Below are 26,152 nucleotides of genomic sequence, written 5' to 3'. Positions count from 1 at the left end.
TCCAGCATGGATCTTGGTCCTGTGGATAACTGCCAGATCAGGCTGAGGAATTGATCTTCGGGCTTCTATCAGATCAACTCTCACCGTTGCAAGGCTTTCGCATCCCTCAGCTCCCCTCGTGGTGGTCGAGCTTCGCGTCATGGGACTCCCGGCGTGCACGGGGTCACCGGTCGGGTTCCGCCAACTGCGAATCGGAGTCCAGGGTGGGATGTCGCAACTGATTCGGCTATCCAAGGAGGATTCTGGTGGTGCACAGGGATGACGGGATCGGCGGGACGCGCCGGCTGACCGCCGCCCGCGCGGTCGCCCCCGCCCCGGCCAGTGCGCTCGACGCCGCGCTCGACCCCGGCGACACGGTGGTGGCGCAGGCGGTGCACCGGGCGCGGCTGGACATCGCCGAGCATCTGCCGTCGGCGCGGCTCGGCGAATGCCGTACCTGTGACGTCGCCGCGCCGTGCCGGCCGTTGCTGCGGTCGCTGGTCATCCTCGACCGCTGGGACCCGGGCAAGGCCCGCCGGGTGCGGGCGGTGCTGCAGCTGTCCGGGCTGATGCCGGACGGCTACCCGCACGGGAAGGACGACGACGATGTCTGACCAGCCGCTGCGGGTCGGTGAGACGCTGCACCTGGGCAAAGCCGACTGGGTGTACGGCGACTGCTCGATGCGGGTGCGGGTCTCCGACATCCGGTACGGCCACGACAGCGACGAGTCGCCGGTGATCGGCGTCATCGCCACGATCGTCGGCGGTGGACGCGACGGCCGGATGGTGGCGATCGCGATCTACAAACAGGCGCTGAACCGGCCCGGGGTGCGGGAATCGGCGCGTGCCGTCAACGGCACCGACCCGTACCAGTGATGGAAGCCGGCTGCGGCCGGCGCGGCGCTGACACCGTCGCACCGGCCGCGTCTACCCGATCAGCCAGCGGATACCACTTACAGTGGTGTGACGATTTCTCGCTGATGCCGGATTGAAGGGCTGCTCGTGCAGATCGAACCGTGGTGGACGGCGGAAGACGTCGCCAACGTGGAAAAGGACCTGGCTGCCCGCCGCCGAAGGGCTGGCCGCACCGAGCGTGGATCCACTCGACGCTGATCTTGACGAGCTGGCGCGCGCCGCATGGGCACTCGCCGGCTGGTACATCCGGATGACCGTGCCGAAGCCGGTCGAGACCGACGGCAAGTTGTGGTTTCTGAACCAGCGGCGGGTGCGGGGCCGGTCGCTGCTGCGGGTGACCCTCGGCCGGCTGGAGACACTGTGACTCTACGAGGACGGCGACGGGATCAACTTCCACCTGGACAAGGCTGCCCTCGATGCGGCCTTCGACGCCGGTGTCATCGACGAGGACGCCTGGGCCACCCGGGTCGCCGAATATGAGGACGACCCGTTCGACACCCTGCGGGGCGAGAAGATCGGCTGCGTGTACGACACCGTCGACGACGCGCTGTGGGCGCTGCGGCAGCCGCCGGTCGTCGCCGCAGCGCGGCTGGTCAACGTCAAGTGCCTGGCCGTTGGCGGGTTTTCGTTCCAGCGGCTGCACCGGCCGGAGCGGCTGGCCCGGGCCTGGTCCGCCGCGCAGGCGCGCGTCGACTCCCCGCCTCTGCGGATGGAGCCGGTTGCGGGTGCGGCGTTCGATCGTCCGTACCGGTCTCCGGTGGTGGACCCGGCGACGCTGACCGACATCCGGGCCTTCGACAAGCAGGCGTACGTGGTGGGCACCGGGCTGGCCGGGGTGCCGGTGGACCTGGCCTGGCAGGACGCTGACGGCCGGCAGTACATCGCGGAAGTCAAGAGCCTCGTCGGTGCCAGCCCGGAGGAACAGTTGCGGCTCGGTCTCGGCCAGGTGCTCGAGTACCGCCACCGGCTGGCCCTGCTCGGCCGGGCGGTCACTCCGGTCCTGCTCACGTCGGCTCCGGTCGACGCGGCGTGGCGCGACATCTGCCGGGACAACGGGGTGACGCTGCTCGTCGACAACGATCCGCTGCCGCGCGGTTGTTGATCCACTGCGCTTCACCAACTTGACACGCCGATGGACAGTTTGCTGAGGCGCATTGGATCACGCGTCGGGAAAGGGAACGGCGCCCTACTCCCCGAGGAAGTCGTCCAACTTGAAGGATTGGCTGCTCGCCAATCTGGCGACCAGATTCTCTGGCTCCGGCGACGTGGTGTGCCTCTCGTGGTGGATGCGGCGCAGGTCGTCCGCCACGATCCAGTCGCTGGTGTAGAGAGAGGCCGAATGGATCACCGCTCCAGCGCTGCTGACCCTGAGTAGTCTTGCCTGGCCGTAGTGGGCGTAGTCGAGTCGCCAGGACGGATCGTTGTCGAGTAGCTTGACCACAACCTTCAGCGGAGCACGGGTGAATGCGATCAGGCCCCTGTCAGTGGCAGCCAGGAACGTTCCGTGTAGCAGTCGATGTGATACTGAGCATCGAGAACGACCTCGGGGGACGACCAGAACAGCCGTTCGTCATCGCTGATCAGTCCCATCTGACGTCCGTGCGTCGTCTCCTCCCGTGACCTGCTCGCCCGCACCGCCTCGTTGATCTGATCGGCGAGAGCGATCCCGGCAGGGTTCCACCCGCCAAAGCTGATGATGATCCGCTTGCTCCGCTGCCCGTCGTGGTCCCTGACCCGAAACGCAATTTCGCCGCGATCCCTACCGAGAACCTGACAGTGACCGATCTTCTCGATCGGGATGACCGTCGGCATCATGGACTCTACGGTTGTCCGATGCAGCCTGCTGAATGAAAACAGCCTCAGCCTCTCGCTGGTCAGGCAGGCCACCACCTTCGACCCGCTGTCGCCCGGTGGATCCCACAAGCCGGCCGCTATGCCATAGAAGGTCTCCTCGTTCGCGTCGATGCTGAGGTCGACAGCGCGGTCGAAGTCTGGGTCACCAACACGCATCCGTCCATCGTGCCGTCGTGCCGGCAGCGCGCCATCGGCGGATCGGTCGGCCTGCCGCGTCGGATCAGGCGTCGACGCCGACGCGGGCGGCGAAGGTGCGCAGGTCCGGAAGAGACCGGTGGCGGTCGCTCGCCAGCAGGTCGACGGTCAACCGCTGAGCCCACGGCCGGTAGCGGACCTCCTGCGGCGCGGTCTGCTCGGCGGCGAGCAACGCCCGGTACGCCTCGGCGTTCGCGCCTCGGCCGTGCAACGCCAGCGCGGTGTCCTGCCAGTAGCGGGCCCGACGCTCCACGGTGCCCAACTGCTGCGGGGTGATGGTGCGGGCGCATTCGACCGCCGAGCCGAAGTCACCCAGCGCTCGGCAGATTCCGATCCGGTACAACGCGACGTCGACGCTGCCGAAGGCGGGCTTCAGATCCGCTCGCCGGGCGGCCTCGTCCGCCTCGGCGAGCAGATCCAGTGCGGTGTCCCGCCGGTCGCCGAGTGCGGCCGTGTAGGCGGCGGTGGCGAGCAGCCGCCCGTACGCGGTGACGTCATCGCGTTGCCGCAGCCCGGTGGCGGTGTCGAGCGTCGCCGCGCCGGTGAGCACGACCTTCTGGGCGGTGTCGCGGTGTAGGGTCCGGCGGAGCACGATCGCGGTGATCCGGGCATGTTCGGCCTGCAGCAGCGGGTCCCCGCAGGCTCGCGCCGTCTGACCAGCCCGGTCCATGATCGACCAGGACATGCCGTCCTCGTGCAGCTTGATCAGCACCTGTGCGGTGAGGTGGTACGCCCGGGTCGCCAGGGCGGTGGCCGCACATCGTCGGTCATCGGCGGCGTTCGCGGTGACCGTCGCCGCGCCGGTGACCAGCTGCGGTAGGCGGGTGGCGAGTCGCGCGTACCGACACGCCTGAAGGTCCGCCGACGCGGCGGCCAGCGTGGCGCGCAGCTCGACCGGGCCGACAGGTGGGGTGGTGCTCGGCTCCGCGCCGAGGAGCAGGCCCGACAGTCCGGCCGTCAGCTGCGGCGGGCGGGCAGTGGCGTGGCCGGCAGAGCCTGGGCCCGTGGGGATGGCCGCACCGGCGAGCCCCGCCAGACCGCTGAGTACCGCGCGCCGTCGGATCACGTCCTCTCCCGTCTGCGGCCAGGATCGGCTACCGGGAAGCCTAACGATCGAAGTGGACCCGTGGTGGCTGGCCGATGTGCCAGAGTTGGTCAAGCCGAACAGCTCCGGTGGAATGTCGAACACGTCGGCGAGCCGTCGTAGGGCGGACACGTCGGTCAGGCGCTGGCGGCCGCGTTCTATCCGCGACAGGCTCGCCGCGGAGTAGCCGCAGCGTCGTCCGGCCTCCGCGAGGGTCAGCCGGGCGGCCGTGCGGGCCAGCCGGATCAGGTTGCCGTAGTCGCCGGCTGCCGCCGCCCGACGCGTCTCGGGAAGGCCAGCCCACCGGCGGTCGCCGCTCATCGCAGTCTCCCACCCATGGTCACGCTCGGTATTGCCTCCACTGTGCAACGGACGTGCCAGCGCGTGCAAAGCGCTTGCGTATCCGGTAACGGGGCGTGTCGGCGCTACCTGGTCGCTGCTGTCCTGGAAGGGCGGCGGTGATGGCGCCGGACGGTGGGTGAGGAGCGAAGACAATGGATCAATCGGATCGAGGTCGACCTGGCCTTCGCCGGGTCGCTGTCGTCAATCGGACACTTGGCGTGGGCCTGTTCGGCGTCATGGCGATTGTCGTCATCATGCTCGTGGCGGGTGGTTCCGGGCGATCGGCTGCGGTGAGTGCGATCGGCGGGATCGTCGCCGCGCTGGCCGGCCTCGCCGCCGCGTACCTCCGTCAAGGATGAGCTGGGCGTCATGGATTCATAGCTGATGGTGATTGCTGGGCCGCCCCGGTGGGCGGAAGCGGTCCGCGTGGTCGATGCGCATTCCGTTGCTCTCGGTGCGGAAAGCGATCATGTTCCGGCAGCAGCCGGTGGGATGGCCTTGCGGAGCTGGGGGTGACCATGAGCCCGAGATCGGGGCCCATCTCCGGAGCGAGGACGACACGAACGGCGCATGACCGAAGTCTGAGCGTAGTGGGGATGTAGCGAGCGGAGCCGCCCCTGGCAGGTCGATGAGGTTGACAGGTGTCCATGACGGCAGCCGCCCCGGCCAGTGCCGAGACCGCCAGGATCGATACGTGGGTGCGCGACCGCAACACTGGTGCCCGGGTGGCTGGCGTATGCGTGTTCGCGACCCCGGTCAGGGTGTTCAGCATTCCAGCGCAGTGCCGGCCGAACAGCGGCCGTACCGGCCGGGTGTCCATCGATGTAGCAGGGCCGGCTCCTACCACCTCTTCGCGTTGCCGGCTCCGGGCAGCCCGTACGGCGCGCAGTGGGTTGGACCGGACGGCGGCACCCGGGTCCAGTCCGGGGCCCGCCGCGGTGTGGTCGGTGTCGCCGGTCGTGCCCAAGCCGACCTCGTCCCGGCGGTCGTCGGCACCCCGGACCCGGCGACCTACCGGCTGCGGCACGGCGGCGAGTTGACCGTTCACATCCTTGACGAGCCGACGAGCGCCGGCCGGCAATTGGTCCTGTACAACTCCGGATCCGGCGAGCATGTCGGGTCGGTGGCGATCGGCGACGACGCCACCTGGGGATTTTTCCGGGTCAGCGGCGGGCAGCACGTCAAGATCCGGTGCCGCTGTACGGGTGGCGACCGCTGGTACGGCGGTTCGGACTTCGCCACGGCCGCCTCGGTGCGGGTCCGTCACCGGGACTGGTCGAACCTGATCCTGTGAGTCGGTGCCGGACCGGGTCAACCGATCCGGACTCCGACCAGACTCAGCAGGTAGACGACGGCGAAGGCGCCGAAGAACACCCCGGCGGTGCCGAGCGCCACCTGGCTGGTCCACGACGGCCGTACCGGTGCGGGGAGCCGGCGGTTGACGTACAAGGTGAGGCCGACCACGACGGGGGTGTGCGCGGCGGCGATGATACCGCCGACCGACAGGATCTCGACCGGGTTGCGGACCAGCAGGAACAGCACCAGCGGGGCGAGAGTCATGGCGACCGCGACATAGGTCAGGTAGACCGCCCGTGGGTGGCGGCTCAGGCGGGCCAGCCTGCCGGTCTGTTCGCCGTCATCAGCCGGTTCGTCGTCGGATCGGCCGGCGGTGATCAGTCTGGTGGCGTCGGCGTACGTGCGCGCCCAACCGTCCTGGTTGGCGAAGATGGTGCCCCAGAGAGCAACCACCACACAGGTCAGCAGCAGCACCTCACCGAAGGTGCCCCACAGGTCGCCGAGCAGCGCGGTCAGGTCGCGGGCGACGTCGACCCCGTCGGGTACCCGCCCCTGCGGGGCGAGCAGTTCGGCGCCCAGCACCAGGAAGGAGACGATGACCAGTCCACCGCCGGCGACGCCGAGCGCGGCGGTCCGGCTCATCGTCCGGGTCCAGCCGCGTACCCGCTCGATCCGCTCGTCGCCGCCGACCTGCCCGTTCGAAGGCACATCGTCGCGGGCCCCGGCATCAGTCTGATCCGTCGACGAGGACGGGCCCGTCGGTCCGCCGAAGCCACGCGCCGCCACCCAGTAGGAAAACCACATGATGCCGACGGCACCGGCCAGGATGAATCCGACCCAGGGCAGCACGAAGTACAGGTCGAGGTCGTCCGGCACGCCCGGCACCAGGCCCGTCGCGATGTCGCCGCTGACCGTGCTGGCCGCCGCGGTGATGGCTGCGCCGACCAGGACCAGGGCCATCACGGCGGTGATCCGTTCCACGCCCTGGTAGCGGCCGGCCAGCACCAGTGCCCCGGAGCCGAGGATGACGGCGCTGGCGTAGACCGCCTGTCCGCCGGGCAGCGCCACCATGAGCGCGCTGCCGACCAGGGCGGCGATACCGGCGATGGTGACCACCCCGGCGACGATCTGCGGCACGAAGATCACCCAGATCGCCCAGTTGGCCAACCCAGGTACGTCGCGGAAGCCGTCGAGCAGGGTGCGGCCGGTGGCAACGCTGTACCGGCCGGCCTCCCGGATCATGATCCACATGAAGACGGTCACGATCAGCGCCAGCCACAGCAGTTCGTAGCCGTACCGCGCGCCGATCCGGGGGGTGAACAGCACCGAGCCGGAACCCACCGACGACACCATCCACAGCAGGCCGGGCCCGTACCACCGGAGCTGGCCCCGGCCGGCCGGGACGGGGGTGGGCTGTTGACGCAGACGGAAGGTGGTCGGCACGGTGAGTTTCCCTGGGTCGTGTTCGAGCGGAGGGTCGGACCTCTCCGGACCTACCCACGTACCGGTCGGCGACACCTGGATGACGGACACTCGTCGACACGCCGGCTGTCCGGGCCCTCGACGTCCCCGACGATCATCCATGCGCGTGGTAGGTGTTTGACTACTCCACGTCCAGGAAGGATTGGCAGGTGGGCAGTGACGAGTAGTAGGCAGTGGTCTCCGGGTGCCCAGTCGGGCGTCCGCTCCGGCCACCCTCGGTGGCTGTTGTCGGCTGCGGTCGGTGTAGCGCTGGCAGTGGTGATGACCAGCGGCGCAGCAGCGGTGCCAGCCTCGGAGAGCGACGTTGGTGCCGCCATCACCACCCGGGTGTTCGACCGGGCCACCGGCGAGCCGGTCAAGGGCGTGTGTGTGCTGGCTCTGCCGGTGCTCACGTTCCGCCTGCCCAACGCCTGCTCGACGCGCAGCGGCGGCGGCGGACGGGTGACCGTCGAGGTGCCGGAACCCGGGCAGTACAACCTGTTCGCGCTGCCCAAACCGGACAGCCCGTACGGTGCCCAGTGGGTCGGCCCGGACGGCGGCACCGGCCGGCAGCAGGATGCCCGGCGAGTCACCCTCGCCACCGGTGAGGCCAAGCGGGTGAATCAGATCCTGCTGGATCCCCGCGCCACGATCAGCGGTGCGGTCAATCACTGGACCGGGGAGAACGCCGGGCTGGTCTCCATCGCCGCACCCGACCTGGACCTGCACCAGGAGATGTGGTCCGTGCCGGTCGCCGCCGACGGCGCCTTCGACATCGACTGGGTCGGTCCGTACGAGTGGCCGGTGCTGTTCCGGTTGGACCGCGAACCAGCACAGTGGAGCGGAAAGGTCGGCAACCGGCTGCGGGCCGAGGCCGTGCCGGCGGTGGTCGGCGGCCCGGCCGAGCCGTACCAGTTCTGGCCCACGAGTCAGACGCGGGGTTTCGTGCGGGTGGTGGTCCGCGACGAAGGGCCGGGTCTGCCGGGTCGGGTGGTCTTCTACAACGCGGTCACCAGGGACGTGATGGGCTTCGACGACTTCGGCCAAGGCAGGTGGAATTGGGTGGTGCAGGAGTACATCACCGGCGGTCAGCAGATCAAGATCGAATGTCAGTGCCCCGAAGGGACCCGCTGGTACGGCGGCACCGATTTCGACAGCGCCACCCCGTTGGCCGTGACCTACTTCGGCTCCGTCTCGGTCGACCTGCGGTAACCCGACAGCGTGGCCTTGTCGTCGGCGGTCGGGCCGTGCGAGGTGAGCCGCACCGGTACGCCGAGTGCCGCCTCGACCGCCGCCACCCAGGAGTCCGGCTCGGGCTCCGGATCGGTGGCGTAGCTGGGCCGGCTGGCCAGCAGCCGCCGGGTCAGCGCCGCCTGCCGGTCCAGGTTGCCGGTCGGGCCGACCGGCAACCGGTCGGTCCAGTCGTACGCCTCGCACAGCCGTAGCCGGTGCGCGCCGACCAGGTCCAGATGGGTCAACGCGAGGGCGTCGACGCCGCCGGTGACGTCGAGGGCGTACCGGTGGGCGACGGTGTCGAAGTGGCCGAACCGGAACCGCCCCTGCCAGGCGTTGGTGCCGTTGTGCCGCTCCGGCGGGCGCAGCGCCGGGTCCTCGGTGACCAGCGGGCCCGGCCCGTGCCGGGGGGTGAGGGTTCGCAGCACCCCGAGCCGGGTCACCGTACCGGGCATGCCCGCCTCGGCCAGCAGCGCGTCGACGTTGCCGTACGTCGTGGTGCTCCACGTGGTGTACGGGTGAAAGCCGTGCCACTCGTCGAGCAGCACCCCCTGAGCGCCTTCGAAGACGACGGTTCCGGCGCGCAGTAGCCGGGTCGTCCATGACCGGTCGACGATCGACACCCGCCGCGCGAACGCGGTGAACGCGGTGACGGTGTCCGCCACCGGCGGGGCGTCCAGCGGCCCCAACTCGGCGGTGAGCCGGTCACGCAGCAGGGTCAACCGGTGTCGCAGCAGTCCTTCGTCGAGGCAGTCGCCGACCCGGGGCGCGGTGTCGGGGTGGGCGAGAGCGTACGACATGCTCTCGCCCACCCCCATCCCGCAGGAGCCGTGCCGGTCGGCCCCACGGGCGATCTCCCGGGCCTGGTTCGCGGCCCGGTGGTACGGGGTGGCCAGCAGCGCCTCCCGGTCGACGGTCACCCGGTCCAGTGCGTCGGGCAGCCCGACCCCGGCCAGGTGCGTCGCCTCGCCGGCCAACGCCAGCGGGTCGACGACCACGAACCGGGACAGGTGCGTCGGTACGCCGTGGAAGGTGCCGGCGCCGAACTGGGCGAAGGTGTGGGCCCGGCCGTCGGGCAGGACGACGTTGTGTGCGGCCTGCCCGCCCCCGTTGAACCGGATGACCGCGTCGACCGGCCGGCTCGCGCACAGCCAGTCGACGACGGTGCCCTTGCCGGCGTCGCCGTAGCCGAGGTCGACCACGGCGACGTGCCGGCCGGTCGGGTCCCCGGTCATGCTGCTGGCCACCGGGTTCACAGCCGGGTCACCCGGTCGGCGTGGCCCGAGGCGGCCGGCAGGGTGCCGCGTACCGCGGGGGTGCGGCTGCTGCCGATGCGGGCGAGCGCCCGCGACACGGTGGTGGCGGCGTCGCCGGCACCGACGTCGCGCAGGTCGGCCAGGGCGGTGTCGAGGTCGCAGGCCTCTTCGCCGAGTGCCACGGTGGTGGCGATGGTCTCGCAGACCGCGTCGAGGTCGTCGAGTTCGACGGCGTTCTGCCCGAGCAGGTCCCGCCAGAAGTCGAGGATGCGGCGGTTGCCGGCGTAGTGGCTGCCGGCCGGCATCAGGTAGTAGGTGTCCCACCGGCGACGGACCTCGTCGACGACGGCGCTTAGCGGGACGTCTTCGTTCAGGTCGTCCCCGATGAACTTCCGAACCTCGCGGGCCTTGACCTTGGGGTACGCCATCTCGTCGCCGATGACGAACAGGTAGCCGCGCTTGCCGCGCCGCTCGTGGCAGTCGATCGACGTGTGCCGGGCCATGAAGTACATGGCGAGCTCGTACGACTCCATCATCTGCCCGCCGCCACCGCCTTCGAGCACGATGTTGCCCAGGTGGTCGTCCATCCGGTTGTCCGACTCGAACTGGCCGATCTGCAGCGGCACCCGGTCGCAGGTCGCGTCGCCGATCGCACCGAACAGGATCTGCGGGTCGGTGACGTAGCCCTTGCGCAGCAGCAGGCCGAGCAGCTGCGGCAGCTTCTGCTGCAGCGTCCGGGGCACGCCGCCCATCGATCCGGTGACGTCGAACAGGACGGCGACGGCCAGCGACTGCGGGTGTTCGGCCGAGTCGCGGCTTTCCCGGGCGGTGACGCCGCGCGGGTCGAGGGTCGGGTGGACGGTGCGGGCGCCGCCGTCGCTGTAGGCGAACGCGCTGGCGCCGGTGGCCTTGCGGTAGGCGCTCGCGGCGCGGTACACGTCGGTCGACCAGGCTCCACTGCCCATGTCGGGCCTCCTTCGAAGCGGGTGATTCTTAACGGTGATTGCGGTCGGGGATGGTGAACGGCCGGAACCGGCGGCGGCCCCAGAGCCGTTCGAGCAGGTCGTCGAATTCGGCGAGCAGCCGCCACGCGTCGTCGGGCCGCTGCCGCAGCGATGCCAGTTGGCAGCCGTCGGTGAACCTGCGCATCGGCTCCGGTGCCTGACCGCCGGTCAGCCAGTCGAGGCAGCGGGCGGCCATCGCGAGGTCGGTGCCGGGCCCGGGACTGCGGCGCCGGCGGATCTCGTCGGGGTACCAGTCGGCGTACGCCGGGACCAGCGCCGGCACCGGCGTGGCGTCGATGCTGGCGTAGCACCAGTCGACCAGCACCACGCCGTGCTGGTCGGGCTCGATGAGGACGTGGTCGGGCAGCACCGCGCCGTGGACCAGCCCGGCGCGGTGGGCGAAGCCGAGCGCGACCAGCAGCCGCCGCCACATCCAGGCCGCGTCCCGGGCGTCGACCCCGTCCGGGTACGCCCGGCGTACCTCGGCGAGGCTGCGTAGCCCGGCGGCGGTGCCCAGCACGGTGACCTGCCGGACGGCGCCGGTGCCGGTGTCGCGGTGCCGGAACTCGTCCGCCACCCGGGGCACGTACGGCAGGTAGCGGGGGTCGCCCTGCTCGGCGAGCCGGGTCAGCGCGGTCGCCTCCCGGGCGATCAGATCGTTGTTGGCCGGATCCCGGGGCACCTTCACCAGTTGGTCGTCGCCGTGCCGGTACAGGTCGGCGAGGTCGCCGGTGTAGCGGGCGGTCCGGTCCACGACGTACCGGTGCCGGCCGGTGTCGATGGTGACGGTGTCCCGGCCGTCGGCGAGGTGCTCCCGCCACAGCTCGGTCAGCTGCATGAACGCGGCGGTGGCGCGCGGGTCGGGTGTGGCCGCCCCGGCGGTGTCCGGGTGCAGCAGCCGGGCCAGCTGGTGGTAGCGCCCGGTCGTCTGGTCGGTGCCGAACACCTCGGCCGGGTGGTGCGCGGTCAGGACGAGTTCGATCGCCTCGGTCACGGTCACCTGACCTCATCCTCCCGGGCGGGTCGCAGCAGCGCCGGGTGCAGCAGCCGGGCGTCGCCGGCCCGGTAGATGCGCGACCGGGGTCCGCCGCGTGGGCCGCCGCGTTCGGTGGTGGCGCCGACGCTTTCCAGGAAGCCGGGTACGGAGAGCACCTTGCGGTGGAAGTTGCCGGCGTGCAGTTCGACACCCCAGACGGTCTGGTAGACGCTGCGCAGCTCGCTGACGGTGAACTCGTCGCCGACGAACCGGGTGGCCAGTGGGGTGTACTCGAGCTTGGCGCGGGCCCGGTCCAGGCCGTCGACGACGATCCGGGCGTGGTCGAAGGCGAGTCGCCGGCTGGTGCCGGGCAGTTGCCGCACCGGCCGGTCCGGGTCGGCCCGTTCGGGTAGGCCGAGCGCGTCCACCGGCACCCAGGCCGCTGCGGCGGCGTCGCTGCCGGCCGCCGGGTCGGGCAGCTCGGGCGCGAAGGCGAGGTACGCCACGGAGACCACCCGCATCCGCGGGTCCCGCTCGGGTGCGCCGTAGCTGGCCAGCTGCTCCAGATGCACCCGGTCCATCGCGGCGGCCCGGCCGGGCCGGGTGTCCAGCCCGGTCTCCTCGGCCAGCTCCCGGGCGGCGGCGGTGGGCAGGTCCTCGTCGGGCTGGACGAAGCCGCCGGGTAGCGCCCAGGCCCCTTCGTGTGGCGGCGCGCCCCGCCGCACGAGCAGCACGTGCAGCTGTGCGTCGCGGATGGTCAGCGCCACCACGTCGACGGTCACGGCGACCGGCGGGAACGCCCGGGGGTCGTAGCTGGCGAGGAACTCGGCCTCCGACATCGCGGTCCTTCTCGTTACTAGAAAGTCTCTTATCAAGAACAACTCAATCTGAGAATAACCTATCTCATGGTGGACCGGATGTCACCCCAACGTGGCGACTGTCATGTCCGGTGCCGGTGATCGACGATGGAGCCCGGTCGCGGCTTAGGTTAGCCTCGGCTCACCGGTAGCCGGTCGGTGAGCCGGCCCGTCACCGACTTCCGGAGAGAGATCCGCCGTGCCCGTACCCCGTCCCGCCCCGCTGACCGCGGCCCGGCTGCTGCGGCGCACCCTGCGCCGGCACCGCGGCCGGCTCACCGCCGGCGTCGTACTGCTCAGCCTGCACCAGGCGGCCGAAGCGGCGGTACCGCTGGCCATCGGACTGATCGTCGAGCAGGCCGTCGCGACCGGCGACTGGACATCGCTCGCGGTCTCGGTGGCCGGACTGGCCGCTCTGTTCACCGTCCTTACCTTCGCCTGGCGGTTCGGTGCCCGGCTGACCGAGACCGCGATCCACCGGGAGACCCACCGGCTCCGGGTGGAGGTCGCCGGGCGCGCACTCGACCCACGCGGGCACCGCACCGGGCTTCGCTCCGGCGAGCTGCTCGCCATCGCCGCCGCCGACGCCGAACGGACCGCGTTGATCATCCGGGCCGCCACGGTCGCCGTCGCCGCCGTGGCGGCGCTGGCGGTCTCGTCCGTGGTCCTGCTCACCATCGACGTGCCGCTCGGCCTTGGTGTCCTGCTCGGCGTGCCGGCGCTGGTGCTGGCCCTGCAGGCGCTCGCCCCAGTGGTCACCCGGCGTACCGGCGCGCAGCAGGCCGCCGCCGGGGCGACCACCGCGCTCGCCACCGACCTGGTCAACGGGCTGGGTGCGCTGCGCGGATTCGGCGCGCAGCGCAACGCGGCCCGGCGCTACCGCGAGTCGAGCCGGCACACCCTCCAGGTGACCCTGCGGGCGACCACCATGGCCGGCGTCCACCAGGGAGTCACCGCCGGTGCCAGCGGGCTGCTCCTGGCCGGCGTCGCGGGCGCGGCCGGCGCGATGGCGGTCCGGGGCCGGATCGGCGTCGGTGAGTTCATCACCGTGGTCGGCCTGGCCCAGTTCATCGCCGAGCCGGTCCGTGTACTCGGCTTCTGTGGTCAGCTCGCCGCCGCCGCGCGGGCCTCGGCCGAACGGGTCGCCCGGGTGCTCGCCGCGCCGCCCGCCGTGCTGCCCGGTCAGCGTCCGGCGCCCCGGCCGCAGCCGGCGCGGCTGGCTCTGACCGCGGTCAGCTACCGCTCACTGCGCGACGTCGACCTGCGGCTGGCAGCGGGGGAGCTGCTCGCAGTGGTGGCGTACGAGCCGCGCGACGCCGAAGCGCTGCTCGACCTGCTGCGCGGTGCCGTCGCCGCCGACGACCATCGGGGAACGGTGGCGGTGGACGGCGTACCGGTCGCCGAGCTGACCCTCGACGGCCTGCGTGAACGGGTCCTGGTCGAACCGCACGACACGGCGCTGTTCGCCGGCACGCTGCGCGCTAACCTGCTGGTCCGGCCCGGCCAGGCCGTGGACCCGCTGCCGGCGGCGGTCGGTGCCGCCTGCGCGGACGACATCGTCGCGGCGCATCCCGCCGGGCTCGACCATCCGGTCACCGACCGGGGCGCCAGTCTCTCCGGCGGCCAGCGACAGCGGATCGGGCTGGCCCGGGCGCTGGCCGCCGACCCGCCGATCCTGGTGCTGCACGACCCGACGACGGCGGTCGACGCGACCACCGAGGAACGGCTGGCGGCCGGTCTGCGGGCGGCCCGCCACGGCCGTACGGTGAATCCGGCCGTCACGGCAGAGGCCCCGGCCACCCTGGTGGTGACCAGCAGCCCGGCGCTGCTCAGCCGGGCCGACCGGGTCTGCGTCCTGGCCGCCGGCCGGGTGGTGGGCACCGCACCGCACCACGACCTTGTCCGGACCGATCCGACCTACCGCGCGGCGGTGCTGCGATGACCGGCCCCGATCGCCACCGGCTGCCGACCGCCACCGGGGGGCGCACCTGGCTGGTGCTCGGTGGGCAGCTGCGCCGAGCCGGCGCGCTGAGTGGATCCGCGCTGGTGACCGTCCTGGCGGCCAGTGCCAGTGGGCTGGTCGCGCCCTGGGTGCTCGGCGTCATGGTCGACGACATCCGGGCCGGCACCGGCACCGGGCAGGTGGTCCGTTCGGTGGTGCTGATCGTGCTCGCGGCCACCGTCGGCGCCGTACTGACCGGTCTCGGCGCCGCGCTGGTCGCCCGGACCGGCGAGACCGTGCTGGCCCGGTTGCGCGAACGGGTGCTCGACCGGGCCCTGCACCTGCCCGGCCGGACGCTGGACCGTACCGGCACCGGCGACCTGCTGGCCCGGGTCGGTGACGACGTGTCGGTGGTGACCCGGGTCATCACCGATACCGCGCCGGTGCTGGTGTCCGCGCTGCTGACCGTCGGGCTCACCGTCGCCGGACTGTTCGCGCTGGACTGGCGGCTCGGCCTGGCCGGGTTGACCGCGGTGCCGATGTACCTGCTCGCGTTGCGCTGGTACCTGCCCCGCTCCGGGCCGAACTACGCGCGGGAACGGGTGGTCACCGGGGAACGGTCCGAGGCGATGATCGGCGCGTTGCGCGGCGCGGCGACGGTCCGCGCGTACCGGCTGGAGGCGGCACACCTCGCCGCGATCGAGCAGCGCTCGGCGGCGTCGCGCGACCTGTCGGTGTCCGTGCTGCGGATGTTCACCCGGTTCGGCTCCCGGCTCAACCGGGCCGAGTGCGTCGGGCTGACCTCGGTGCTGGTGGTCGGCTTCCTGTTGGTGCGGGCGGACCTGGTGACGGTCGGGGCTACCACGGCCGCTGCGCTGTACTTCCACCGGCTGTTCAATCCTCTCGGGGCGCTGGTCGCCGAGTTCGATCAGGTCCAGCAGGCCGGGGCCAGCCTGGCGCGCCTGGTGGGGGTGGCCGATCTGCCTCCGGCAGCGGCCGTGACCGGGCCGGTCGTGTCAGCCGACACCGGGCTCGAGATTGACGGCGTCAGCTACCGGTACGACGACGGCCCGTTGGTGCTGTGCGACGTGACGCTGCGGGTCGAGCCGGGGCAGCGGGTGGCGCTGGTCGGGGTCAGCGGCGCGGGCAAGAGCACCCTGGCCGGCGTGGTCGCCGGGCTGCTCCGGCCGACCGTGGGCACGGTCCGGCTCGGCGGGGTGCCGGTCGCCGGGCCGGATCGTGCCGGTCACCCGGGGCTCGCCGGTCGGATCGCGCTGGTCAGTCAGGACGTGCACGTGTTCGCCGGTCCGCTGACCGAGGATCTGCGGCTGGCCCGCGCCGACGCCACCACCGACGAGATCACCGATGCGCTGGCCACGGTGGGCGCGCTCGGTTGGGTCCGGGCATTGCCCGACGGCGTCGACAGCGTAGTCGGTGAGGGCGGTCACCAGCCGACCGCCGCTCAGGCGCAGCAGCTCGCTCTGGCCCGGTTGGTGCTGGCCGATCCGGACGTGGCGATCCTCGACGAGGCGACGGCGGAGGCGGGCAGCGCCGGCGCGCGGGACCTGGAACGGGCCGCGTTCGCCGCGACCGCCGGCCGGACGACTCTGATCGTCGCGCACCGGCTCACCCAGGCCCGACGGGCCGACCGGATCGTGGTGCTCGACGCCGGCCGGGTCGTGGCCTCGGGTACGCACGACGAGCTGATCGCCGCCGGCGGCGACTACCGGCGGCTGTGGGACAGCTGGACCGGTGGTCCTACCTCGACGGTTGACCTTATAGACAATCTTGTTTAACGTCGCACGTCGATATGTTGTCCCCGCTGACCTGAGGGAGGGCGTCGTGCGCCGTTGGAGTTTCGTCGTCGCGGCTGGAGGGCTCGCGGCGGCCGTCGTCGGGGCGGTGGCCCTACTCGCACCGTCGGCCAGCGCCGCCACTGCGGCCTTCGTGAAGGTCAACGACTGGGGCAGCGGCTACGAGGGCCGGTTCACCGTCACCAACGACACGGCCGGCACCATCACCTCCTGGCAGGTCGGCTTCGACCTGCCGACCGGCAGCCGGATCGGTTCGTCGTGGAACGCGCGGTCGGCCGCCGTCGGTAACCGGTACACGTTCGACAACGCCAGTTGGAACGGCACCATCGCGGCCGGCGGCAGCACCACGTTCGGCTTCATCGTCGTCGGCAGCGGAACACCCGGCAACTGTACGGTCAACGGGGCCGACTGCGCCGGCGGACCGGCCCCGACCACCCCGCCGCCGACCACCGTGGCCCCGACGACGGCTCCGCCGCCGACGACGGCTCCACCGACGACTCCGCCGCCGACCGGCACCACGCCGGTCGCGATCAACGGCCAGTTGCGGGTCTGCGGGGTCAACCTGTGCAACCAGCACGGCCACCCGATCCAGCTGCGCGGCATGAGCACGCACGGACTGCAGTGGTACGCCCACTGTCTTGACGATGCCTCGCTGGATACGCTCGCCACCGACTGGCGGGCCGACGTCCTGCGGATCTCGATGTACATCCAGGAGGACGGCTACGAGACCGATCCGCGCGGCTTCACCGACCGGGTGCACGGACTGATCGACGAGGCGGCCGCCCGCGGCATGTACGCCATTGTCGACTGGCACATGCTGACCCCGGGTGACCCCAACTACAATCTGGACAGGGCAAAGACCTTCTTCGCTGAGATCGCCCAGCGGCACGCCGGCAAGCCGAACGTGCTCTACGAGATCGCCAATGAGCCGAACGGGGTCGACTGGGCCGGTATCAAGAGCTACGCCGAGCAGGTCATCCCGGTGATCAGGGCGGCCGACCCGGACGGTGTCGTGCTGGTCGGTACCCGAGCCTGGTCGTCGCTGGGAGTGTCGGAAGGCGGCAGCGAGGCCGAGGTCATCGCCAATCCGGTGAACGCGACCAACATCATGTACACCTTCCACTTCTACGCCGGCTCGCATCACGACGCGTACCGCTCGGCGCTGTCGCGGGCGGCGGACCAGCTACCGATGTTCGTCACCGAATTCGGCATCCAGACCTACACCGGCGACGGGGCCAACGATCTGGTCAACGCCCAGTTGTGGATCGATCTGCTGGAATCGCGCAAAATCAGCTGGGTGAACTGGAACTATTCCGACGACTTCCGGTCCGGGGCGGTCTTCCGGACCGGGGTGTGCGGCAGTGGCTCCTACGCCGGTACCGCCCCGCTCAAGGAGGCAGGTGTCTGGATTCGGGAACGGATTCGCAGTGCGGACGACTTCCCGACCCACTGAAAGCCGGCATTAGCCACCGAGCGGGAGTATTCGCGTCAGCCGGTGGGGTGCCGTGACGGGCCGTACCGGAAGGTCGGCACGGCACCCCACCACCTTTCCGGCATGTGCCGCATAGGAGCTATGCGGCGTAGGGGAGCGGGCGTGCCGGTTGTCGGGAATCGTCGTCACGCAAAGTTAGATGTTTTCACTTCTGCCTATTTGACATAACCTCTCTGGGTGATGGTCCGATCGCGGTGAGTTCTGCGTTCGTGGTCGATCGGCGGCGCGCCGTCGCCAGGGGAGGACAGCGGAATGGCATCCGAACGTGTCCAGGCCAGCGACGGGACGGCGGCGTCCACCCGGGTGGCTCCGACCGTGGCGACCTACCGCACGTCCTGTGCCGGCGCCCGGACGTCGATCGACGAAGCCCAGGCGGTCGTCTTCGGAGCGCTCGCCGCGCTGGAGACCGCCGCCCGGTTGGACCGGCCGGTGCCGATCCGGTCGACCACGACGACGCTCGGCCTCGACCTGGTCGACCCCCCTGAGCAGCTGCGCCACCTGGCCGGCCCGGCGGTCCGCTCCTGGCTGTCCCGGCGACTGCGCCCGGTGGACCTGCTGCCGGAACGGCGGGACACCCTGCTGGTGCGGGCGACCACTGGGGTGGCGGCCCCGCCCGGCCCACCCACGGCCCGAATCGACTGGCGGGTCACCGTGAATCACCTGACCATCCACGCCAGCTGCCCCGGCGGGGACCCGTGGCGGCGCTGCCTGCCGGCGGTCGCCGAGCTGTACGCGGAGGTGCTGCGCGAACTGGTCGACGAACCCGGTCAGGCCAGCTGGCGTACCGCCGGCATCAGCGGTACCTCGCGTGACCTGTTGCTCGACCGGTACGCCGGTCGTCGGGTGGACCGCGGGCCGTTCCGTCCGCTGCACCTGCTGGTCGAGCAGGCGGTGGACCGGCATCCCCAGCGGGTCGCGGTCAGTGTCGCGGGAGGCGGCCTCACCTACCGCGAACTGGACGACGCCGCCAACGGACTGGCTGCGACCCTGGCCGAGGTCGGCGTCCGGCCCGGCGACCCGGTGCCGGTACTGCTCGCCGCCGGCCCGGCGCTGCCGGTGGTCAGTCTCGCGCTGCTCAAGATCGGGGCCGTCCATGCCAGCGTCGATCCGCGCTGGTCACCGGCCAGGCTACGGTCCGTGCTGGCGGAGGTACCCGGTGCGCCTGTGCTCGCCGCCGCCCCATCCGGGGACCCGGCGCTGTCCGGCGCCCGCGTGATCGACGTACGGCCGGGTCAGCTCCCCTCATCCCGCCGGCGCCCGGAACCGGCGGGGACGCCCGACGACCCGGCGCACGCTCTGGTCATCGCCGACGCGGACGGGGTACCGCGCTGCACCGTCAGCCGGCATGTCGCCTTGACGGACCGGGTGCACTTCATGACCCGCTTCTTCGCCGCGACCGGCGGTGAGGTCGTGCTGCCGGGCAGCCCCGGGCCCGCTCCGTCGGTCGGCAACCTCCTCTGGCCGTTGACCGCCGGCGGGCGGCTGGTGCTGCCGCCCCCCGCCGCTGGCCGGCCGGATTTGTCCACCTTGGTCGCCGTTGTCGCGGCCGAGCAGGTGACGATGATTGAGACTGAGCCGGACACGCTCGACGCGATGGTGGCGGCGATTGAGCGGGACGCTGTGGTCGCCGGGCGTCTTGCCAGCCTGCGGCATGTCGTGGTGCCGGGTCCGGGACTGCGGCCGGCAAGCGTCCGCCGGCTGCGACGCCTGCTACCGCAGGTCGAGGTCAGCGCCGGGTACGGCCCGGTCGGGACGGCCGCTGTCGCCTACCACCGGGTGGGTGAAACCGACGGTGACGCCATCCCCGTCGGTCAGCCGGTCGACAACTGCCACCTGCTCGTCGCCGACGATCGGTTGCGGCTGCTGCCGCCCGGTGCCACCGGCGCGATTCTGATCGGTGGGGCCGGCGTCGGCCCCGGCCGGCACGGCACGCCATGGCGCGCCGCTGCCGGGTACGTCGCCAACCCGTTCCCGGAGATCCCGGGTGAGCTGCTCTACCGCAGCGGGGACCTGGGCCGCTTCGACGAGGACGGCCGGCTGCACCTGGTCGGCCGGGGTGACCGCCGGACCGACGGCGACGAGACAGCCGAGCGATCCGGGGTGAACCGGGCCGCCGGGCCGGAGCCCGACGTCCGGCTGCGCGGCGAGAACCGGGAGGTGGCCGCGGCCAGCGCGGGTGCCGTCGGTCGTGGTGGCGGCCCCGGGCCGGGGTGACCTTCGCCGCCGTCGATCGGCGGGCGGGCTACCGCTCGGCGGCCGCGTACCGGATGATCGATACCGGCGGTGGACCGGACACGGAACGCGGACGGGAGGGCGGCCACGGTGACGGTACGGCAGACCGGCGGCGACGGGGAGGCCACAGGGACGGCACCGACGCTGTGGGCGATCAGCGACCTGCACATCGCGTACCCGGAGAACCGCCAGATCGTCGCCGACCTGGCGGCGCCGGCGCCGCAGGACTGGCTGATCGTCGCCGGCGACGTCGCCGAGACGATCGCCGACGTGCGGTGGGCACTGGCCACGCTGCGCGAGCGGTTCGCCGAGGTGATCTGGTCGCCGGGCAACCACGAACTGTGGACCACCGCGCACGACCCGGTACAGCTGCGCGGCGTGGAGCGCTACGCGCACCTGGTCGACCTCTGCCGGTCGCTCGACGTGCGGACCCCGGAGGACCCGTACCTGATCTGGTCCGGTGCCGGCGGACCGGCGGCGGTGGCACCGTTGTTCACCCTGTACGACTACAGCTTCCTGCCACCGGGCACCAGCACCAAGGCGGAAGGGCTCGCGTACGCACACCGCACCGGCATCGTCTGCACCGACGAGGCGATGCTGCACCCGGACCCGTTCCCGACCCGGGAGCAGTGGTGCTGGCAACGGCTGGCGGAGACCGAGGAGCGTCTCGCCGAGGTGGGACCGCAACTGCCTACCGTCCTGATCAACCACTACCCGCTGGTCCGGACGCCGATGGACGTGCTGCACTACCCGGAGTTCGCCATGTGGTGCGGCACCGACCGGACCGCCGACTGGCACCTGCGGTACCGGGCGGCGGTGATGGTCTACGGCCACCTGCACATCCCGCGCACCACCGTCTACGACGGCGTGCGCTTCGAGGAGGTGTCGGTTGGCTACCCCCGGGAGTGGCGTCGCCGCCTGGCGGTGCCCGGCCAGCTGCGCCGGATCCTGCCCGGCCCGCAGCCGGGCTGATCAGCCGCCGGTCAGCCCGGGGCTGCTCAGCGTCCGGTCAGCCTTGGCCGGTCGACCGGTCGGTGCCGCCGCCGGCCGGGCCGGTGAACGCCGCCAGCAGTTGCGCTGCGGCCTGCGCGGGGGTGATCTCCCCGGCTAGCACCCGCTTCTCGGTCTGCGGGGTCAGCGCGACCACCGCCGGATGCCCGCGCAGCTGGTCCAGCAACCCGTCGCGCACCATCGCCCAGACCCAGCGCAGCTGCTGCTGCCGGCGGTGCCGGTCCAGCTCACCGCTGGCCCGCCGCCGGTCCTGGTGGGCGGTCACCTGTTGCCACACCTCGGCCAGCCCGGTCCCGTCCCGGCCGCTGGCGGTGAGCACCGGGACGGCCCAGTCGTCGTGCCCGCCGCGCAGCATCCGTAACGCCCCGGCCAGCTCACGTGCGGCTGACCGGGCCTCCGCCGCGTGCGCGCCGTCGGCCTTGTTGACCACCACGACGTCGGCGAGCTCCAGCACACCCTTCTTGATGCCCTGCAGTTGGTCACCGGTGCGGGCCAGCGTCAGCAGCAGGAAGGTGTCGACCATCTCGGCAACGGTGGTCTCGGACTGTCCGACCCCGACGGTCTCCACCAGCACCACGTCGTAGCCGGCGGCCTCCACCACCACCATCGCTTCCCGGGTGGCGCGGGCCACCCCGCCGAGCGTGCCGGCGGTCGGCGACGGACGGACATACGCGGCCGGGTCGGCGGCCAGCCGAGCCATCCGGGTCTTGTCACCGAGGATGCTGCCGCCACTGCGGGCCGACGACGGGTCGACCGCCAGCACCGCGACCCGGTGCCCGTCGCCGGTCAGCCGGGACCCGAGCGCGTCGATGAAGGTGGACTTGCCGACCCCGGGTACGCCGGTCACCCCGACCCGCCGGGCCTGCCCGGCGTACGGGGCCAGCGCCACCAGCACCTGCTGGGCGTGTGCCCGGTGGTCCGGCCGGGTCGACTCGACCAGGGTGATCGCCCGGGCGAGCCACGCCGGTGCCGCCGCCCGCACTCCGGCGACGTAGTCGGCCACCGGTGCCGGTCTGCGTCGTCCGCCGGTCATCCGGCCTCGGCGGTGTCGTGCCCCAGCCGACGGGACAGCTCGGCGAGCAGGTCCACTGCGGCGTCGGCCAGCACCGTGCCGGGCGGGAAGATCGCCGCCGCACCGGCGGCGCGCAGCGCCTCGAAGTCCTGCGGCGGCACCACCCCGCCGACGATCACCATGATGTCGTCCCCGCCGAGGGCGGCCAGTTCGTCGCGTAGCGCCGGCACCAGGGTCAGGTGCCCGGCGGCGAGGGAGTTGACACCGACCAGGTGCACGTCGGCCTCGACGGCCTGTCGGGCGACCTCGGCCGGGGTCTGGAACAGCGGACCCACGTCGACGTCGAAGCCGAGGTCGGCGAAGGCGGTGGCGACCACCTTCTGCCCCCGGTCGTGCCCGTCCTGGCCCATCTTCGCGACCAGGATCCGGGGCCGGCGTCCCTCGGCGACGGCGAACGCGTCGGTTGCGGCCCGGGCACGGTCGATCCCGGCCACCGCGCCCGCCTCCTGTCGGTACACCCCGCTGATGGTACGGATCTGCGCGGCGTGCCGGCCGTACACCTGCTCCAGCGCGGTGGAGATCTCCCCGACGGTGGCACCGGCCCGCGCGGCGTCGACCGCCAACGCGAGCAGGTTGCCGGACAGCCCGTCACCGCCGGCGTCGGGTCCGGCGTCGGCGGCGCGGGACAGCGCCGCCAGCGCCGCGTCGCACGCCGACCCGTCCCGCTCGGCGCGCAGCCTCCGCAGCTTGTCCAGCTGCGCGGCCCGTACCGCCGTGTTGTCGACCTTGAGCACCTCGATCGGCTCGTCGGCGTCCGGCCGGAACCGGTTGACGCCGATCACCGGCTGGCGGCCGGAGTCGATCCGGGCCTGGGTGCGGGCGGCGGCCTCCTCGATCCGCAGCTTGGGCAACCCTTCGTCGATCGCCCGTGCCATCCCACCGGCGGCCTCCACCTCCTGGATGTGCTGCCAGGCCCGCCCGGCGAGATCGTGGGTGAGCCGTTCCAGGTAGTAGCTGCCACCCCACGGGTCGATCACCCGGTTGGTGCCGGACTCCTGAGCCAGCAGCAACTGGGTGTTGCGGGCGATCCGGGCGGAGAAGTCGGTCGGCAGCGCCAGGGCCTCGTCCAGGGCGTTGGTGTGCAGCGACTGGGTGTGCCCCTGGGTGGCCGCCATCGCCTCCACACAGGTGCGGACCACGTTGGTGAACACGTCCTGCGCGGTCAGCGACCAGCCGGAGGTCTGGCAGTGGGTGCGCAGACTCAACGACTTCGGATTGGTGGCGCCGGCGTCGCGGACCAGCCGGGCCCACAGCAGCCGGGCGGCCCGCAACTTGGCGACCTCCATGAAGAAGTTCATCCCGATCGCCCAGAAGAACGACAGCCGGGGCGCGAAGGTGTCCACCGCCAGCCCGGCGGTCTGCCCGGCCCGCAGGTATTCGACGCCGTCGGCGAGGGTGTACGCCAGCTCCAGGTCGGCGGTCGCCCCGGCCTCCTGGATGTGGTAGCCGGAGATGGAGATCGAGTTGAACCGGGGCATCCGTGCCGAGGTGTAGGCGAAGATGTCGGAGATGATCCGCATCGACGGCCCCGGCGGGTAGATGTAGGTGTTGCGGACCATGAACTCCTTGAGGATGTCGTTCTGAATGGTCCCGGTGAGCTTCTCCGGCGGTACGCCCTGCTCCTCGGCGGCGACGATGTACAGCGCCAGGACCGGCAGCACCGCACCGTTCATGGTCATCGACACGCTCATCCGGTCCAGGGGGATGCCGTCGAACAGCTGCCGCATGTCGTAGATGGAGTCCACCGCGACCCCGGCCATCCCCACGTCCCCGGCAACTCGAGGGTGGTCGGAGTCGTACCCCCGGTGGGTGGCCAGGTCGAAGGCGATGGACAGGCCCTTCTGCCCGGCGGCCAGGTTGCGCCGGTAGAAGGCGTTGGACTCCTCGGCGGTGGAGAACCCGGCGTACTGGCGGATCGTCCACGGCTGGGTGGTGTACATCGTCGGGTACGGTCCGCGCAGGTACGGCGGGACGCCGGGCACCGTGTCGAGGAAGGTCAGGTCGGCGGTGTCCGCTGCGGTGTACAGTGGCGCGACCTCGATCCCCTCCGGCGTGTGCCAGGTCGGACCGGGCGGCGGCGCCCCTGACGCCGCGGCCGGCCCGCCGACGCCGCCCCGACCGTCCAGCGGCAGCAGTGTGGCCTGCGAGAAGTCCGGGATCATCGGGGGACCTCCAGGTCGTCGAACGTGGCGTCGAGGACGGCCGTCGCGTCGCAGCCGGCGTACAGGTAGCCGTCGACGTTGTCGTAGCCGGCGGGCCGGCCGGCCAGCCAGACCCGCCGGGCCCCGGCGGCGGTCAGCGCGGCGGCCAGCGACCCGGCGGCCGCCGGGTAGCTGGCGTCGGTGCCGCAGATGCAGGCCACGGTGGACGGGTCGGTGGCGAAGGCGGCGGCGATCGCCGCCGGGTCGTCGGCCGGGTCGCCGCCCCGGGTGGTGGCGATCCCACCGGCGGCGAAGAGGTTGCCGGCGAACCCGGCGCGGGCGCTGTGTGCCGCGAGTGGCCCCAGGGTGGCCAGGAAGACGCTCGGCCGGGCGCCGGTGGCCGCAAGGTACGCGTCGGCCCGGTCCCGCCGGGCCTCGAACCCCGCGGCATGGAACCGTCGTGGCAGGCCGCCGCCGGGCGGTACGGGCACCGGGGTACGGGCGGGCAGCCGCTCGTCCAGATCGGGGAACTCGCTGACCCCGGTGACCGGGTCCCGTCGGTGCGCCAGATTGTCGGCCCGGCGCTGCCAGGTCGCGTCGATCCGGTCGGCGATCAACCCGGCGGACAGCGCGGCCGCGGCACCGCCGGCCTGCTCGATCTCGGTGAACCAGTCCCAGGCGGTCGCCGCCAGGTCCGAAGTGAACTGTTCGACGTACCAGGACCCACCGGCCGGGTCCAGCACCCGGCCGAGGTGCGTCTCGGCGAGCAGCACCGACTGGGTGTTGCGGGCGATCCGCCGGGCGAAGCCGTCCGGCAGCCCCAGCCGGGCGTCGAACGGCGCCACGGTGACCGCGTCCGCCCCGCCGACCCCGGCCGCGAAGCAGGCCACTGTGGTGCGCAGCATGTTCACCCACGGGTCCCGGGCGGTCATCATCGCTGCGGAGGTCACCGCGTGCTGCCGCTGCCGACCCGCCTCGGGTACGCCGCATAGCTGCCCGACGCGGGCCCAGGCCTGCCGCGCGGCGCGCAGCTTGGCGATGGTGGCGAACTGGTCGGTGGTGGCGGCGAAGCGGAACTCCAGCTGCCCGAAGGCGGCCGGCAGGTCAAGCCCGGCGTCGGTGAGCGCCCGGAGGTAGGCCAGCCCGGTGGCCAGGGCGCAGCCGATCTCCTGGGCGTCGCTGCCACCGGCGTCGTGGTATGCGGTCACGTCCACAGTGACCGCGCGCAGGCCCGGTGACCGCTCGGCGTACCCGGCTAGGACGCCGAGCTGCGCGAGGTCACCGGGCTGGCCGGTGCGGGCCTGCCAGCCGAGCGGGTCGGCGCCCAGGCAGCCGGCCAGAGCGCCGCGTTCGACGCCCCGGTCGTCGGCGAGCGTGAGCAGCGCCTTGGCCGCGGCGACGCTGTCCGCGCCAGCGTCGAGCACCACCGGAGCCAGCTCGAGGTGGACCCCGTCGAGTACCTCCGGCAGCTCGCTCGGGTGCAGGCCACCGGCGGCCAGGTCGATCCAGACCGAGGTGCAACCGTTGGCGAGGTCGGTCAGCACCGCCTCACGGACCGCCTTCGGATCCGGGTCGACGTACCGCTGCCGGACGTCCCAACCGGCCACCGTCTCGGCCGGGTCGGTGCCGCCCGCGCCGCCGCCGTCGCGCCGGGCCTGGGCACCGCGCACGTACGGTGCGGTTCCGGGCACCCCGATGTCCGGTGGGGCCGCCGGCCGGGTGTGCAGCGGGGCGAGGCGGATGCCGTCGTAGGTGGTGGTGGCCAGCAGTTCGTCCACGGATTCGGCCGGGGTGTCCGGGCCGGCGGCGCCCGACTTGCGCAGGACGCCGAGCGCGAGCCGTCGCCAGTCGTCCGGCGTCGCCGGTGGGAATCCAGCGGCCGGGTCGAGGCTCTCGGATGGCACCGTCATGCACGGGATGTTAAGGGCGCGTCGCACTGATGGTCGGACCCGTACCCGGACTGTGACCACATCCACCGAAGGTGATCGACTTAGCG

23 protein-coding genes are annotated in these 26,152 nt (G+C 72.1%); 12 read left to right on the top strand and 11 right to left on the bottom strand.

Features of this window, described 5'->3' with window-relative positions:
- Positions 1-245: 245 nt before the first annotated feature.
- The 4 genes from O7621_RS21520 (at position 246) to O7621_RS21505 (ending at position 1,996) form a co-directional block, all read left to right on the top strand.
- Positions 246-593, top strand: a complete 348-nt coding sequence (locus O7621_RS21520) for a hypothetical protein (protein ID WP_282230925.1) — start codon at positions 246-248, stop codon at positions 591-593.
- Positions 586-855: a hypothetical protein gene (locus tag O7621_RS21515; protein ID WP_282230924.1), complete on the top strand. Its 270-nt coding sequence runs from the start codon at positions 586-588 to the stop codon at positions 853-855. The genes O7621_RS21520 and O7621_RS21515 overlap by 8 nt, the downstream gene beginning before the upstream one ends.
- A 217-nt stretch (positions 856-1,072) precedes the next feature.
- The gene (locus O7621_RS21510; RefSeq protein ID WP_282230923.1) at positions 1,073-1,258 is read left to right on the top strand and encodes a hypothetical protein; all 186 of its coding nucleotides are present in this window, start codon (positions 1,073-1,075) and stop codon (positions 1,256-1,258) included.
- A gap of 159 nt (positions 1,259-1,417) precedes the next feature.
- Complete coding sequence (locus O7621_RS21505; protein WP_282230922.1) at positions 1,418-1,996, top strand: hypothetical protein; 579 nt, start codon at positions 1,418-1,420, stop codon at positions 1,994-1,996.
- Between the two features lie 84 nt (positions 1,997-2,080).
- Here O7621_RS21505 and O7621_RS21500 read toward each other — a convergent pair whose 3' ends face one another.
- The 3 genes from O7621_RS21500 to O7621_RS21490 all read right to left on the bottom strand — a co-directional run bounded on the left by O7621_RS21500 (position 2,081) and on the right by O7621_RS21490 (position 4,348).
- The gene (locus O7621_RS21500; RefSeq protein ID WP_282230921.1) at positions 2,081-2,335 is read right to left on the bottom strand and encodes a hypothetical protein; all 255 of its coding nucleotides are present in this window, start codon (positions 2,333-2,335) and stop codon (positions 2,081-2,083) included.
- A gap of 29 nt (positions 2,336-2,364) precedes the next feature.
- Complete coding sequence (locus O7621_RS21495) at positions 2,365-2,904, bottom strand: hypothetical protein (protein WP_282230920.1); 540 nt, start codon at positions 2,902-2,904, stop codon at positions 2,365-2,367.
- A gap of 64 nt (positions 2,905-2,968) precedes the next feature.
- Entirely contained in the window at positions 2,969-4,348 is a 1,380-nt protein-coding gene (locus tag O7621_RS21490) for a helix-turn-helix transcriptional regulator (protein ID WP_282230919.1), read from the bottom strand.
- A 239-nt stretch (positions 4,349-4,587) separates the two neighbouring features.
- Between O7621_RS21490 and O7621_RS21485 the strand changes: the two genes are divergently transcribed.
- Positions 4,588-4,728 (top strand): hypothetical protein, encoded by a 141-nt coding sequence (locus tag O7621_RS21485; protein ID WP_282230918.1) that lies wholly within the window; start codon positions 4,588-4,590, stop codon positions 4,726-4,728.
- 422 nt (positions 4,729-5,150) lie between these two features.
- A complete protein-coding gene (locus O7621_RS21480; protein WP_282230917.1) occupies positions 5,151-5,663 on the top strand; it encodes a hypothetical protein in 513 nt (170 codons plus the stop codon).
- Between the two features lie 17 nt (positions 5,664-5,680).
- Here O7621_RS21480 and O7621_RS21475 read toward each other — a convergent pair whose 3' ends face one another.
- Positions 5,681-7,108: an Nramp family divalent metal transporter gene (locus tag O7621_RS21475; protein ID WP_282230916.1), complete on the bottom strand. Its 1,428-nt coding sequence runs from the start codon at positions 7,106-7,108 to the stop codon at positions 5,681-5,683.
- Between the two features lie 264 nt (positions 7,109-7,372).
- On the opposite strand from O7621_RS21475, the gene O7621_RS21470 reads away from it, so the two are divergent.
- Positions 7,373-8,338: a hypothetical protein gene (locus tag O7621_RS21470; RefSeq protein WP_282230915.1), complete on the top strand. Its 966-nt coding sequence runs from the start codon at positions 7,373-7,375 to the stop codon at positions 8,336-8,338.
- Here the strand turns inward: O7621_RS21470 and O7621_RS21465 are convergent.
- Genes O7621_RS21465 through O7621_RS21450 form a run of 4 tightly spaced genes read right to left on the bottom strand, consistent with a single transcriptional unit; the run spans position 8,305 to position 12,434 of the window.
- A complete protein-coding gene (locus tag O7621_RS21465; RefSeq protein WP_282230914.1) occupies positions 8,305-9,594 on the bottom strand; it encodes an adenylosuccinate synthetase in 1,290 nt (429 codons plus the stop codon). The genes O7621_RS21470 and O7621_RS21465 overlap by 34 nt on opposite strands.
- Positions 9,595-9,611: 17 nt before the next feature.
- On the bottom strand, positions 9,612-10,580 hold the full coding sequence (locus O7621_RS21460; protein WP_281555044.1) for a hypothetical protein: 969 nt from the start codon (positions 10,578-10,580) through the stop codon (positions 9,612-9,614).
- Positions 10,581-10,608: 28 nt separating this feature from the next.
- Positions 10,609-11,619 carry a serine/threonine protein kinase gene (locus O7621_RS21455; RefSeq protein WP_282230913.1) on the bottom strand — a complete coding sequence of 337 codons (1,011 nt, stop codon included), beginning with the start codon at positions 11,617-11,619 and terminating at the stop codon, positions 10,609-10,611.
- Positions 11,616-12,434 carry an NUDIX domain-containing protein gene (locus O7621_RS21450; RefSeq protein ID WP_281555042.1) on the bottom strand — a complete coding sequence of 273 codons (819 nt, stop codon included), beginning with the start codon at positions 12,432-12,434 and terminating at the stop codon, positions 11,616-11,618. The genes O7621_RS21455 and O7621_RS21450 overlap by 4 nt, the downstream gene beginning before the upstream one ends.
- A 217-nt stretch (positions 12,435-12,651) precedes the next feature.
- On the opposite strand from O7621_RS21450, the gene O7621_RS21445 reads away from it, so the two are divergent.
- From O7621_RS21445 to O7621_RS21425, 5 genes are all read left to right on the top strand, one after another.
- Complete coding sequence (locus O7621_RS21445) at positions 12,652-14,394, top strand: ABC transporter ATP-binding protein (protein ID WP_282230912.1); 1,743 nt, start codon at positions 12,652-12,654, stop codon at positions 14,392-14,394.
- A complete protein-coding gene (locus O7621_RS21440; protein ID WP_282230911.1) occupies positions 14,391-16,190 on the top strand; it encodes an ABC transporter ATP-binding protein in 1,800 nt (599 codons plus the stop codon). The genes O7621_RS21445 and O7621_RS21440 overlap by 4 nt, the downstream gene beginning before the upstream one ends.
- A 106-nt stretch (positions 16,191-16,296) precedes the next feature.
- Entirely contained in the window at positions 16,297-17,661 is a 1,365-nt protein-coding gene (locus O7621_RS21435) for a cellulase family glycosylhydrolase (protein ID WP_282234677.1), read from the top strand.
- Positions 17,662-17,952: 291 nt separating this feature from the next.
- Entirely contained in the window at positions 17,953-19,914 is a 1,962-nt protein-coding gene (locus tag O7621_RS21430) for an AMP-binding protein (RefSeq protein ID WP_282230910.1), read from the top strand.
- Positions 19,915-20,022: 108 nt separating this feature from the next.
- Entirely contained in the window at positions 20,023-20,904 is an 882-nt protein-coding gene (locus tag O7621_RS21425) for a metallophosphoesterase (protein WP_282230909.1), read from the top strand.
- 37 nt (positions 20,905-20,941) lie between these two features.
- On the opposite strand, the gene meaB is transcribed toward O7621_RS21425, so the two are convergent.
- Genes meaB through O7621_RS21410 form a run of 3 tightly spaced genes read right to left on the bottom strand, consistent with a single transcriptional unit; the run spans position 20,942 to position 26,066 of the window.
- A complete protein-coding gene (meaB, locus tag O7621_RS21420) occupies positions 20,942-21,976 on the bottom strand; it encodes a methylmalonyl Co-A mutase-associated GTPase MeaB (protein WP_282230908.1) in 1,035 nt (344 codons plus the stop codon).
- Positions 21,973-24,177 carry a methylmalonyl-CoA mutase gene (scpA, locus tag O7621_RS21415; RefSeq protein WP_282230907.1) on the bottom strand — a complete coding sequence of 735 codons (2,205 nt, stop codon included), beginning with the start codon at positions 24,175-24,177 and terminating at the stop codon, positions 21,973-21,975. The genes meaB and scpA overlap by 4 nt, the downstream gene beginning before the upstream one ends.
- Positions 24,174-26,066 (bottom strand): methylmalonyl-CoA mutase subunit beta, encoded by a 1,893-nt coding sequence (locus O7621_RS21410; RefSeq protein WP_282230906.1) that lies wholly within the window; start codon positions 26,064-26,066, stop codon positions 24,174-24,176. The genes scpA and O7621_RS21410 overlap by 4 nt, the downstream gene beginning before the upstream one ends.
- Between the last annotated feature and the right edge of the window lie 86 nt (positions 26,067-26,152).

Origin of the sequence: Solwaraspora sp. WMMD937 (assembly GCF_029581175.1) — a bacterium.
Classification (GTDB): domain Bacteria; phylum Actinomycetota; class Actinomycetes; order Mycobacteriales; family Micromonosporaceae; genus Micromonospora_E.
Note: the sequence above shows the minus strand (reverse complement) of the source record. Positions and strands in the feature narration are given on the sequence as shown.